General features: G+C 61.1%; 12 protein-coding genes. 10 read left to right on the top strand and 2 right to left on the bottom strand.

Annotated elements, in window-relative coordinates:
• Positions 1-145 precede the first annotated feature (145 nt).
• From PSH91_RS06735 to PSH91_RS06750, 4 genes are all read left to right on the top strand, one after another.
• Complete coding sequence (locus PSH91_RS06735) at positions 146-1,240, top strand: serine hydrolase (RefSeq protein WP_305467659.1); 1,095 nt, start codon at positions 146-148, stop codon at positions 1,238-1,240.
• A complete protein-coding gene (locus PSH91_RS06740) occupies positions 1,237-1,548 on the top strand; it encodes a hypothetical protein (RefSeq protein WP_047228020.1) in 312 nt (103 codons plus the stop codon). Before PSH91_RS06735 ends, PSH91_RS06740 begins: the two co-directional genes overlap by 4 nt.
• Before the next feature lie 100 nt (positions 1,549-1,648).
• Positions 1,649-2,239 (top strand): YceI family protein, encoded by a 591-nt coding sequence (locus tag PSH91_RS06745; RefSeq protein WP_047228019.1) that lies wholly within the window; start codon positions 1,649-1,651, stop codon positions 2,237-2,239.
• 1 nt (position 2,240) lies between these two features.
• The gene (locus PSH91_RS06750) at positions 2,241-3,398 is read left to right on the top strand and encodes a phosphatidylserine/phosphatidylglycerophosphate/cardiolipin synthase family protein (RefSeq protein ID WP_305467660.1); all 1,158 of its coding nucleotides are present in this window, start codon (positions 2,241-2,243) and stop codon (positions 3,396-3,398) included.
• Positions 3,399-3,524: 126 nt separating this feature from the next.
• Here the strand turns inward: PSH91_RS06750 and bglX are convergent, their stop codons facing one another.
• Entirely contained in the window at positions 3,525-5,816 is a 2,292-nt protein-coding gene (gene bglX / locus PSH91_RS06755) for a beta-glucosidase BglX (RefSeq protein ID WP_305467662.1), read from the bottom strand.
• A gap of 262 nt (positions 5,817-6,078) precedes the next feature.
• On the opposite strand from bglX, the gene PSH91_RS06760 reads away from it, so the two are divergent.
• The 6 genes from PSH91_RS06760 to PSH91_RS06785 all read left to right on the top strand — a co-directional run bounded on the left by PSH91_RS06760 (position 6,079) and on the right by PSH91_RS06785 (position 10,810).
• Positions 6,079-6,687 (top strand): LemA family protein, encoded by a 609-nt coding sequence (locus PSH91_RS06760; RefSeq protein WP_305467663.1) that lies wholly within the window; start codon positions 6,079-6,081, stop codon positions 6,685-6,687.
• A 136-nt stretch (positions 6,688-6,823) separates the two neighbouring features.
• Positions 6,824-7,570 carry a YgcG family protein gene (locus PSH91_RS06765; RefSeq protein WP_173407285.1) on the top strand — a complete coding sequence of 249 codons (747 nt, stop codon included), beginning with the start codon at positions 6,824-6,826 and terminating at the stop codon, positions 7,568-7,570.
• A 28-nt stretch (positions 7,571-7,598) separates the two neighbouring features.
• Positions 7,599-8,216, top strand: a complete 618-nt coding sequence (locus tag PSH91_RS06770; RefSeq protein ID WP_047228014.1) for a TPM domain-containing protein — start codon at positions 7,599-7,601, stop codon at positions 8,214-8,216.
• A 150-nt stretch (positions 8,217-8,366) separates the two neighbouring features.
• Positions 8,367-9,584: an SAM-dependent methyltransferase gene (locus tag PSH91_RS06775; protein ID WP_305467665.1), complete on the top strand. Its 1,218-nt coding sequence runs from the start codon at positions 8,367-8,369 to the stop codon at positions 9,582-9,584.
• Positions 9,585-9,815: 231 nt separating this feature from the next.
• Positions 9,816-10,397 (top strand): DJ-1/PfpI family protein, encoded by a 582-nt coding sequence (locus PSH91_RS06780; protein WP_305467667.1) that lies wholly within the window; start codon positions 9,816-9,818, stop codon positions 10,395-10,397.
• 68 nt (positions 10,398-10,465) lie between these two features.
• On the top strand, positions 10,466-10,810 hold the full coding sequence (locus tag PSH91_RS06785; protein WP_047228011.1) for a YegP family protein: 345 nt from the start codon (positions 10,466-10,468) through the stop codon (positions 10,808-10,810).
• A gap of 96 nt (positions 10,811-10,906) precedes the next feature.
• Here the strand turns inward: PSH91_RS06785 and PSH91_RS06790 are convergent, their stop codons facing one another.
• Positions 10,907-11,926 (bottom strand): DUF4917 family protein, encoded by a 1,020-nt coding sequence (locus tag PSH91_RS06790; protein WP_047228010.1) that lies wholly within the window; start codon positions 11,924-11,926, stop codon positions 10,907-10,909.
• Positions 11,927-11,968: the final 42 nt, after the last annotated feature.

The following is an 11,968-nucleotide window of genomic DNA, read 5'->3' on the forward strand; positions in this document are numbered from 1 at the left end:
GCGATAGCGGAGTGTCAGTTGACATCAATGCTGCTGAGCCAGCGCTATCGCGAGCAGGCTCGCTCCCACAGGGAAATGCCACCCATACCCAAATTGTCATCAAGTCTGAATAGGCTCCGAAGGTTCAATCCTGCGAGCCCCGAGCATGTCCAAAGGCTGGTTCCTGATCCCGCTGCTATTGCTCAACCTGTACGCCCAGGCTGAAGACTGGCCCGGTGAGCAATGGTCAAGCGGCCCGACCCCCACCGGGCCGGCCATCGAAGCCCTGGAGCAATACGCCTTCCCACCCCGCGACGATGCCACTCGCCAGGGCATCCGCACCGATGCGCTGCTGGTGATACAGGACGGTCGGCTGGTCTACGAGCGTTATGCGGGGCCCACCCGTGCCGACACTGCGCACCTGACCTGGTCGATCAGCAAAAGCCTGATGGCGACGGTGTTTGGCGTGGCCTATGGGCAAAAGCTGTTCAGTCTGCAGGATCCTGTCGCCAGGTATTACCCGGCGTTGAGCAAGCATCCGGACATGACCTTGGCCGATCTGTTCCATTGGGCCTCGGGGCTGGATTGGCAGGAAGATTACGAATACGCACCGCTCAAGTCCTCGGTGGTGGCGATGCTTTATACCCGTGGGCGTCATGACATGGCGGCGTTCACTGCGCAGCATGAACGCGACAGTCCGCCGGGGCAGGTGTTTCGTTACTCCAGCGGTGACAGCAACCTGCTGGCCGCGGCATTGAAAAATATCGTCGGCCCGGCGCGGTATCCCGATTACCCCTGGACGGCCCTGTTCGAGCCGCTGGGTATCCGCCACGCCACCTGGGAAACCGACGCCGCCGGCACGTTTGTCGGGTCCTCCTACGCCTACCTCACGGCGCGGGACCTGGCGCGTGTGGGGCTGTTGATGCAACGCGAGGGGCGCTGGGGCGAGCGGCAACTGATCCCGCAAGCCTGGGTGGCGTTCAATCGCGAGCCCTTCGCCCGCTTCCGGGCCGGCCAGGATGAAGCGGTGCCCGGTGGGCATTGGTGGCTCAACCGCGCGGCCGACCCGGCCATCCACCCGTGGCCCGATGCACCGCCGGATACGTTTGCCGCGCTGGGCCATTGGGGGCAGGCGTTGTACGTGATCCCCAGCGCCCGGTTGGTGATCGTGCGCTACGCTGATGACCGCGACGGCAGCTACCGCCACAACGAGTTGCTCAAGCGAGCCATGGCGGCGTTCGCCGGGACGGTGCAGCCATGAGACGCAGACCGCTGCTCACGCTGATGTCGGTGCTTGTTGTGGCGCTGCTCGGCTGGATCTGGCTCGAGCGGGTGGCGCTGCGGGCCTTCCCCGACATCATCAGCGCCTACACCGCCAAGGAGTATTGCTCGTGTCGCTACGTGATGGAGCAACCGGCTGACTATTGCCGTGGCTATGTAAAGCAGTCGGTGCCCATCAGCGATTTTCTCGAAACGCCTGAAGCGAAACGCATCACCGTCGCCGGGTTGGGACGAAGCAATAGCGCACGATGGCTGGGGGAGCGGCAGGGCTGTCGGTTGGAGCCGTGACCGGACCTGTGTATTCCCATAGAGGATTGAAACAGAAGGTTTGCAAGTGCCCTCGGCCCGGTTAAGGTTCGCCACAGGTTTATCTGCCCTCCGAGTGTGTATGTTCAAGCGGTCTTTTTCTCACGCTGTCGCGACCTTGCTGCTGGCCTGCGCCGCGCTGCCGGTCCAAGCCAATTGGTATCTGGACGGCGAATCGTCGCGGCTGTCGTTTATCAGCAGCAAAAACGGCAACGTTTCCGAGGTCCAGCGTTTCCTGGTGCTTCATGGTCAGGTCCAGCCCAAGGGGATGGTCCGGCTGGAAGTGGAGCTGGAGTCGGTCAACAGTGGCATTCCCCTGCGTGACGAGCGCATGCGCGCCGAGTTGTTCGAGATCAAGCAATTTGCCGACGCCGCCATTACCGCGCAGCTCGACCTGTTACCGATTCAGGACCTGGCCAACGGCGCTCAACTGGAACTGCGTTTGCCGCTGACCGTTGACCTGCACGGCAAGCAACATGTGTATCAGGCCGAACTGCTGGCAACGCGCCTGGATGAACGACGGTTCCAGGTCGTGACCCTGGAGCCGGTGGTGCTCAATGCGGCGGATTTCGATCTGGCGCCGGGATTGGAGAAGTTGCGCAAACAGGCCGGGCTGTCGGCCATCAGCCTCGCAGTGCCGGTGAATGCGGTGCTGATTTTCACGGCGCGCTGACATGGGAGGCCCGGTATTTCCGTGGCGCGAGGGCAATCGCTTCGAGCTGTTGATCGATGGCCCGCAGTTTTTCCCGCGCATGCTGGTGGAAATTGCCCGCGCCCAGGAACAGGTCGAGCTGGAGCTGTACCTGGTGGAGGCGGGAACTTGCGCCGAGGCGATGGTCCAGGCACTCGTCCAGGCTGCCGAGCGCGGTGTTCGCGTGCGTTGCCTGTTCGATGACTACGGCAGCCTGGCGTTTACCCAGGACCTGCGCCACGGTCTGATCGAGGCGGGCGTGGAGCTGCGTTTTTACAATCGCCTGAGTTGGCGCCGCTGGGTACGGAATTTATATCGGGACCACCGCAAGCTGCTGTTGGTGGACCAGCGCCTGGCGGTGGTTGGCGGCACCGGGGTCACCGATGAGTTCTGGAGCCCGCTGGATGACCGCTGCGAGTGGCACGAGGTCATGGTGGAAATCGTCGGCCCCTTGGTGCTCGACTGGCAGTTGCTGTTTGACCGCCAATGGCTCGCCAACCGCCATCGCCGTGCCTGGAAACCGGCTTCCAACTTCGGCTTGCCGCGCTTGCCCCGGGTTCCGCCGATGGGTGAGGGCATGGGGCGGGTGGCTTATGCCGATGCCCGCCAGAATCGCGACATTCTGCAATCGTTGTCCCGGGCCCTGAACAGCGGCCAGAAGCGGATCTGGATGGCGACCCCATACTTTTTGCCGACCTGGAACGTGCGTCGCTCCTTGCGCAAGGCTGCCGCCCGGGGCATCGATGTGCGCCTGCTGCTCACCGGCCCGCGCACCGATCACCCGTCCGTGCGCTACGCCGGGCACCGTTATTACCCGCGTCTGCTCAAGGCTGGGGTGAAAATCTTCGAATACCAGCCGTGTTTCCTGCACCTGAAGATGGTGCTGGTGGACGACTGGGTCAGCATCGGCTCCTGTAATTTCGATCACTGGAACCTGCGCTTCAATCTGGAAGCCAACCTCGAAGCCCTCGACTCCGCACTCAGCACGGCAGTGGCGGCGAGTTTCGAGCGTGACTTCGCCCAGAGCCTGGAGGTCAGTCTCGATGCCTGGAAGCGCCGGCCGCTGTGGAAACGGGTCAAGCAACGGGTGTGGGGGTTGGTGGATCGGTTGGTGGTGAATGTGCTGGGGCGGCGGGGTTAAGGTTCAGCAAAAACAATGTGGGAGCGAGCCTGCTCGCGATGGTGGCCTGACAGTCAATGATGCGGTGACTGGTAGGCCTTCATCGCGAGCAGGCGCGCTCCCACGGTTATTTGCGCTGTTGATGAATCAGAGCAACTCGAAACTCTGTTGCTTCACATCCTGGGAATCCAGGCCGATCTGGACGTTGAACTTGCCCGGTTCAGCGGCGTATTTGAGCTGGGCGTTGTAGAACTTCAAGTCGTCTTCAGTGATGGTGAAGTGAATGACTTTCTTCTCGCCGGCCTTGAGCATCACCTTGCGGAAGTTCTTCAGCTCCTTCACCGGGCGGATGATCGAGCCGGTCACGTCCTGGATATAGAGCTGCACCACGGTTTCGCCGTCACGCTCGCCGGTGTTTTCCAGGGTCACGCTGGCATCGAGCTTGCCGGTCTTGTTCAGCGTGGTGGACGACAGGGCCATGTCCGTCAGGCTGAATTCGGTGTAGCTCAGGCCGTAGCCGAACGGGTAGAGCGGGCCAGTGGTGTCATCGAAGTATTGCGAGGTGTAGTTGCCCGGCTTGCCCGGCGTGAACGGTCGACCAATGCTCAGATGGTTGTAGTAGGTCGGAATCTGTCCTACCGAGCGCGGGAAGGAGATCGGCAGTTTGCCCGACGGGTTGTAGTCGCCGAACAACACGTCGGCGATGGCGTTGCCGCCTTCGGTGCCGCTGAACCAGGTTTCCAGGATCGCATCGGCCTGTTGCTTTTCATCCACCAGCGCCAGCGGGCGGCCGTTCATCAGCACCAGCACCAGTGGTTTGCCGGTAGCCTTCAGGGCCTTGATCAGCTCGCGCTGGCTGGCGGGGATGCTCAGTTCCGTGCGGCTCGAGGATTCGTGGGACATGCCGCGCGACTCACCCACGGCGGCCACCACCACATCGGCATCCTTGGCGGCTTTTACCGCTTCGTCGATCAACACCTGGGCAGGGCGCGGGTCATCCACCACTTCCGGGGCGTCGAAGTTGAGGAAGTTCAGGTAGTCGAGCACCTTCTTGTCGCCGGTGATGTTGGCGCCACGGGCATAGATCAGTTTCGATTCTGCGCCCAGTGCGCGGGTCATGCCGTCGAACAAGGTCACCGATTGCGCAGGGCGCCCGGCAGCGGCCCAACTGCCCATCATGTCGATCGGAGCCTTGGCGAGCGGTCCGACCAGGGCGATTTTTGCGTTTTTGTTCAGGGGCAGGGTCTGGTTGCGGTTTTCCAGCAGGACCAGGCTGCGGCGGGCCACGTCACGGGCATCGTCGCGGTGCAGGCGGCTTTCGGCGTAGGTGTCGGCCGGGTCGTCCTCGGCCTTGCCGATGCGCAGGTACGGATCCTTGAACAGGCCCATGTCGTATTTGGCGGCGAGGACTTCGCGCACCGCATTGTCGATGTCGCTCTGCTCGATTTCACCGGCCTTGAGCAGTCCAGGCAGCTCCTTGCCGTACAGCGAGTCGTTCATGCTCATGTCGATGCCGGCCTTGATCGCCAGCTTCGCCGCTTCGCGACCGTCCCGGGCCACGCCATGCTTGATCAGTTCGAAGATGGCGCCGTGGTCACTCACCGCCAGGCCCTTGAACCCCCATTCCTTGCGCAACAGATCGTGCATCAGCCAGGTGTTGGCGGTGGCGGGCACGCCGTTGATGGAGTTCAGCGCGACCATCACCCCGCCGGCACCCGCATCGATGGCGGCGCGGTAGGGTGGCAGGTAGTCCTGGTACATTTTCACCGGGCTCATGTCCACGATGTTGTAGTCCCGGCCACCTTCCACCGCGCCGTACAGGGCGAAGTGCTTGACGCTGGCCATGATGCTGTCGGCCGCGTTGGCGCCACTGCCCTGGAATGCTTTGACCATCACCCCGGCGATGCGCGACACCAGGTAAGTGTCCTCGCCAAAGCCCTCGGAGGTCCGGCCCCAGCGGGGGTCGCGGGAAATATCCACCATCGGCGCGAAGGTGATGTCCAGGCTGTCGGCCGCCGCTTCCTTGGCAGCGACGCGGCCGGAGCGGTAGATGGCGTCCATGTCCCAGCTGGAGGCCAGGGCCAGGGGGATCGGGAAAATCGTGCGATGGCCGTGGATCACGTCATAGGCGAAGAACATCGGGATCTTCAGCCGGCTGCGCATGGCCGCGTCCTGCATCGGGCGGTTTTCAGCCCGGGTGATGGAGTTGAACGTTCCTCCGATGTTGCCGGCGGCGATTTCCTTGCGAATCATCTCCCGAGGCATCTCGGGGCCGATGCTGATCAGGCGCAACTGGCCGATCTTTTCCTCGAGGGTCATCTGCTTCATCAGGTTGCTGATGAAGGCATTCTTGTTCTCTATCGGGGTTGGCAGGTTGTCGGCTAATACGGATTGACTGGCCAGTGTGACGAACAGGCCCAGCAAACACAGCTTCTTCATGAATGGTTTCTCGCAAGCCTAAGGGCGGTAATCAGGACTCGCCGGTCAGCAAAATGTGAGGAGCGGCTATTGTTGTTCGAGTATTGTCTGAATAAGAGCAGCACTGTTTTCGAACGCACGCGGATGAACTTAGTTTCGCACCGGGCATCTTTTAGCCCATCGACCCGATTCAATCCCGTGGCGGCGGCAGATTATGCCCCAGACGCTGGTGAGATAGGTGGCTGTGTTTTCTTCAATGGACTGTATAGGGGAGTTTCAACCGATGAATCTACGACTCGATCACCTTCGCCACCTGCCAATACTGGCGCTGATACTGTTCACCACGCTGCTGGCCGGTTGCGGCATCAACAACATTCCAACCCTGGACGAACAGGCCAAGGCCGCCTGGGGACAGGTGCAGAACCAGTACCAGCGCCGAGCCGACCTGATCCCCAACCTGGTGGAAACCGTCAAGGGCTATGCGCAGCACGAACAGGAAACCCTGACGGCGGTGGTCGAGGCGCGGGCCAAGGCCACGTCCATCCAGGTCGATGCCGGCACCCTGGACAACCCGGAAAAACTCAAGCAGTTCCAGCAGGCCCAGGACCAGTTGAGTGATGCGTTGAGCCGGCTGATGGTGGTGGTCGAGCGTTATCCGGACCTCAAGGCCAACCAGAACTTCCTGGCCTTGCAATCACAACTCGAAGGCACCGAGAACCGCATCGCCGTGGCTCGTCGCGACTTCATCCTGGCGGTGCAGAAATACAACACCGAAATCCGCACCTTCCCCGGTCGCTTGTGGCACAGCGTGCTGTACAGCGATCTGCCGATCCGCGAAACCTTCGAAGCCACCAGCCCCAACGCCGAAAAAGCCCCTGAAGTGAAATTCTGAAAAAACTGTGGGCGCTAGCCTGTGGGAGCAAAGCTTGCTCGCGATGAACGATAACGCGGTCATTAGAAAGACCGAGGTGCCTTCATCGCGAGCAAGCTCAGCTCCCACACCAGCTCGCTCCCACACAGGAGTTACGATGCGAGTGTTGAAATTTGGCCTGGTGCTGTTGCTCTGGGTCTTTGCCATCACGGCCCAGGCCGAGTTGAGTTTTCCGACACTGACCGGGCGGGTGGTGGACACTGCCCAGATGCTGGAACCCTCGGTGCGCACGCAACTGGATGCACAGCTCAAGGCCCATGAACAGGCCACCGGTGAACAGGTGGTCGTGGTCACGCTGGCGGACCTGCAAGGCAGCAGCATCGAAGACTTCGGTTATCAACTGGGGCGTCACTGGGGCATTGGGCAGAAGGATAAAAACAACGGCGCGCTACTGATCGTGGCCCGGGATGACCGTAAACTGCGGATCGAAGTGGGCTATGGTCTGGAAGACCGCCTGACTGACGCCCAGAGTTCGGTGATTATCAACCAGGTGATCACTCCGGCGTTCAAGGCCGGCAATTTCAACAAAGGTATCAGCGACGGCGTAGCGGCGATGCTGATGGTGCTGGGCGGCAATGCGCTGGATGAGCCGGCTGCGGTGTACGGTGCCGACGGCCAGGAGGAGGGCGATTTCGTCGGGCGCCATCCGGGGCTGTTCGTGTTGTTGGTGCTGCTGTTCATCGTAACGGTGTTCGTGTGCCAGATGCTCGGTATCCTGCCGGCCGGACGCGGTGGTTCCGGGGGCGGCTATGGCGGTGGCGGCGGTTTTGGCGGCGGTGGTGGCGGCGGCTTCAGTGGTGGTGGGGGCAGTTTCGGGGGCGGCGGTTCGTCGGGCGGCTGGTGACAATAATAATGAGTGGGCACTTTTAACCATGGCATTACTGACTGAACACGAACAACGCAAGGTCGCCGAGGCCATCGCCCGGGTGGAGCGCGATACCGATGCCGAGCTGGTCACCGTGCTTGCTGCCCGCGCCGACGACTACGCCTACATCCCGCTGCTGTGGGCCAGCCTGCTGGCCTTGGTGGTGCCCGGCATGGTGCATTACCTCACGGGCTGGCTGAACATGCACAGTCTGCTGCTGGTGCAGTGGGTCCTGTTTATCGTGCTGTGCCTGGTGTTTCGCATTCCTGCAATCACCACTCACCTGATCCCCCGTTCCGTGCGCCACTGGCGCGCCTCCAATCTGGCGCGCCGGCAGTTTCTCGAGCAGAACCTGCACCACACCGTCGGCGGCACAGGAATGTTGATTTTCGTTTGCGAGGCCGAGCGGTATGTGGAAATCCTGGTGGACGAAGGCATTTCCAAGCGTCTCGACAACACGCGCTGGGAGGCCATTGTCGCCACCTTCACCCAGCAGGTCCGCCAAGGACAGACGTTGCAGGGTTTTGTCACCTGCATCGAGGCCTGCGGCGAATTGCTCAAGGAGCATGTACCCGTGACTCACGCGCGCAATGAATTGCCGAATCGGCTGGTGGTGCTGGGCTGAAAAAATTTCTGCCAGCACAAGCCTGTGGGAGCAAAGCTTTGCCCCCACAGGGGATACTGCTCGCCACACGAACTTTTCCGTGCCCTCACTGCCCATCCCCCCTAAAATAACCGCCATTCCCGATCCGCCCGCCCCGAGGCCGCTTTTTCCATGTCTGTCACCGCTACCCCCGCCCGTCCTGCGCCGGATCACCACGCCCAGTTCATCGAGCTGCTGCAAAGCAGCCTTGAGCAGAACGCCTTCATCAAACTGGTGCTGGCCAAGTACGTCGGTGACGAAGCGGACCTGCAACGGCTGATCATCAAGCAGTTGACGGTCAAGGATCAGCCATGCCTGTCCTTCGTTTACCGCTACAAAACCCGCGACATCACCAAGAATTTCCCGCTGGCCGAAGGCGTGGCGACCATCGCCGCGTTGTTGCCGATGTCGTTCAAGAACGCGCACCTGCTGGCTGTCACCGACGAAGCGCAGCTGGAATACAGCAAAAAGGGCAAAAGCTCGCTGTTCAAGAGCAAGCCCCAGCAGCTGCGAGAAGTGCCATCGGCCGAGCACAATCGCGAGAAAAACCGCTTCCTCGACCTGAACCGCCCGTTCCTGGCGGATTTGGGCGTGACCAACCATAAGCACGAGCTGATCCCGGCGATGTCGCGCAAGTGGAAGCAGATCAACAAGTTCATCGAAGTCTTCAGCCATGCGCTGACATCTTCGCCGCTGGCCCTGGATCAGCCGGTGCGGGTGTCGGACTTTGGCTCGGGCAAGGGTTATCTGACGTTCGCCATCCATGACTACCTGCGTAACACCTTGCAGGCTGAAGGGATCGTGACCGGCGTCGAACTGCGAGAGGACATGGTCAAGCTGTGCAACGAAGCTGCCGCGCGGCTGGAGCACCCGGGCCTGAGCTTCCAGCACGGCGATGTGCGCAGCGTGGCGCCGGCCGCGGTGGATGTGATGATTGCCTTGCATGCCTGTGATGTCGCCACCGATTACGCGATCCACATGGGCATTCGCTCGGGCGCTTCGATCATCATGTGCTCGCCGTGCTGCCACAAGCAGATCCGCTTGCAAATCCAGAGTCCGGCGTTGCTCAAGCCGATGCTGCAATATGGGCTGCACCTGGGCCAGCAGGCAGAAATGGTCACTGACAGTCTGCGGGCGCTGTTTCTGGAGGCGTGCGGCTACGAAACCAAGGTGTTCGAGTTCATTTCCCTGGACCACACCAACAAGAACAAGATGATCCTGGCGGTCAAACGCGCCGAACCGGTGGACCCGGCAGAGCTGCTGGCGAAGATCCAGGAACTCAAGGCGTTCTACCACATCACCGAGCACTGCCTCGAAACCCTGCTGCGGGCTGACGGTTACCTCGCCTGAGTGACTGACACATTACCCTGTGGGAGCGAGCCTGCTCGCGATTGAACGATGACGCGGTGCACCTGAAAAACCGCGTCGCCTGAATCGCGAGCAGGCTCGCTCCCACACGTTGCATTCAGCATCCAGCGATGTGCAGCCCGTCAGGTAATCGCCGCTTATCCCTCATCTACCGACGTACCGGTCTACCTTTAATGCGTTCACCCCCTACGCATTTTTCAAGGAGTCCACCCCATGGCCGCAAAGAAAATCCTCATGCTGGTCGGCGATTACGTCGAAGACTATGAAGTCATGGTGCCATTCCAGGCCTTGCAGATGATCGGCCACACCGTTCATGCCGTGTGCCCGGACAAAAGCGCCGGGCAGACCGTGCGCACGGCGATCCACGACTTCGAGGGCGACCAGACCTACAGCGAAAAACCGGGGCATCTGTTCGCACTGAATCATGATTTCCTCGGTGTCGAGGCCGCTGATTACGATGCGTTGCTGGTGCCGGGCGGACGTGCGCCGGAATATCTGCGCCTGAATGAGAAAGTCCTGCAACTGGTGCGTGAATTTGACCAGGCGGGCAAGCCGATTGCAGCGGTATGCCACGGTGCGCAATTGCTGGCAGCGGCGGGTATCCTGGAAGGGCGCGAATGCAGCGCCTATCCCGCCTGTGCCCCGGAGGTGCGTCTGGCGGGAGGGACCTTTATCGAGTGCGCGGTCACCGAAGGCCACGTTCAAGGCAATCTGGCGACCGCGCCCGCCTGGCCGGCACATCCGAACTGGCTGGCGGGGTTCCTGACGCTGCTGGGCACGGCCATCACCTTGTAAGGCACTGGCAGAACAAGCGCAGCGGGTCTTTACTCTTGGGGATGCCTCAACCGCCCAGGAGAAAGAACATGTCCGGATGGTACGAAGTCAGCAAAAGCAGCAACGGCCAGTTTAAGTTTGTGCTCAAGGCGGCGAACGCCGAAACGATTTTGACCAGCGAGCTGTACACGACCCGCAGCGGTGCCGACGGTGGCATCGCTTCGGTGCAGAAGAACAGCCCACTGGCTGAACGTTATGAACTCAAGAGCACCAAGGACGGCCATCCTTACTTCAACCTCAAGGCTGGCAATCACGAAGTGATCGGCAGCAGCGAAAGCTATTCCTCTGACGCCGCCCGGGACAAGGGCATTGCCAGCGTCATGGCCAACGGACCGACGACGGTGATCAAGGACAAGACGCTGGCGGCGCTTTGACAGGACGCCAAAAGCCGAGGGCCAATGTGGGAGCAAGCTTTGCTCCCACCGATAAATCCCTTCCCCACAAGCTACGGGGCCATGCCTGCCCTGGCTCTAAACCTCCACCGGCACCGACAGTTTCGGGTTGCCCAGCGGATGCGTCTTGGCATCGAAGAACCGTAGTTCAACCGCCAACCCCTGGAACACCTTGGCGTAATGGCGCTTCTGGTGCTGAATGAACGCCTGGCTGCGGGGGTAGATCGAGATTGCCACGGTTTTCGGCGCGGCCTGGCGCAGGGCATGGACGATGTGACTGTCCTGTTCGCCCAAGGCATGGCCGAACAGGCACAGGTTGTCGCCGTGGTGCAGCAACTGGTCGTAGCAGAACGATAGGTAATCAGAGCTGCGAATGGTCTTGAGCTTGTCCTGGCTCGGGCCTTCATTGACGAACAGCGGCACGTCGTCAAGGGTCTTGATCGTATTGTTGATGGCGAAACTGCCCAACAGCGTGCCTTCGGTGGCGGTCAGCTTGCGTGCCGTGCCGTCCTGGTTGCGTACCAGGTGCAGGCCACCGTGCAGGTACAGCAGACGTGGTTTGTCCGTGTCTGCCTGGCTCAGATCAAAGCTGTGATCGTTGCCCAGGAACAGGTCGGTGACAGTCTCGGGCGCATGCTGGATCGCCCAGTAGTTGAGCAGATCGTAGTTGGTGGTGAACACCGTGCGATAGCGGCCCAGCTCCTGATTAAGCGTCGCCAGGGTCGAGGGTTCGACCAGTCGCCACGGGATATGCACCGCGTGCACGGTGTTGATCAGTGCTTCCTTTATTGCGTAGTAGCGGTTGCGCGGTGCAGCGGAACTGACGGCCAGAGCCTTGTTGACCCGGCTGGTGGTTTTCAGCGCGCCGAGTACCTGTTCGAAACTGCGTGTCTGCATCGCGTCGAACACACTCATTTCCGACGGGCTCAAGGGTTTTTCTTCGACTGTGCGAGCGTTTTCGAACAGCGAGTCGTAGCCGAAATCGTCCCAAACGGCGCGGCTGGCGCCGTTACCCAGCAGCAAGCCGCTGAAAGCGGTGCTGGCGCGCAAGGCATCCCAGTCTTCGAGCTGGGCGTCGTATTGCTGGAAGTCGGTCATTGCGAAAGTTATCTCAAAACGTGGTTAAGGCAGGGCGCGACT

The sequence above is a fragment of the Pseudomonas sp. FP1154 genome (assembly GCF_030687245.1).
Classification (GTDB): domain Bacteria; phylum Pseudomonadota; class Gammaproteobacteria; order Pseudomonadales; family Pseudomonadaceae; genus Aquipseudomonas; species Aquipseudomonas rhizophila.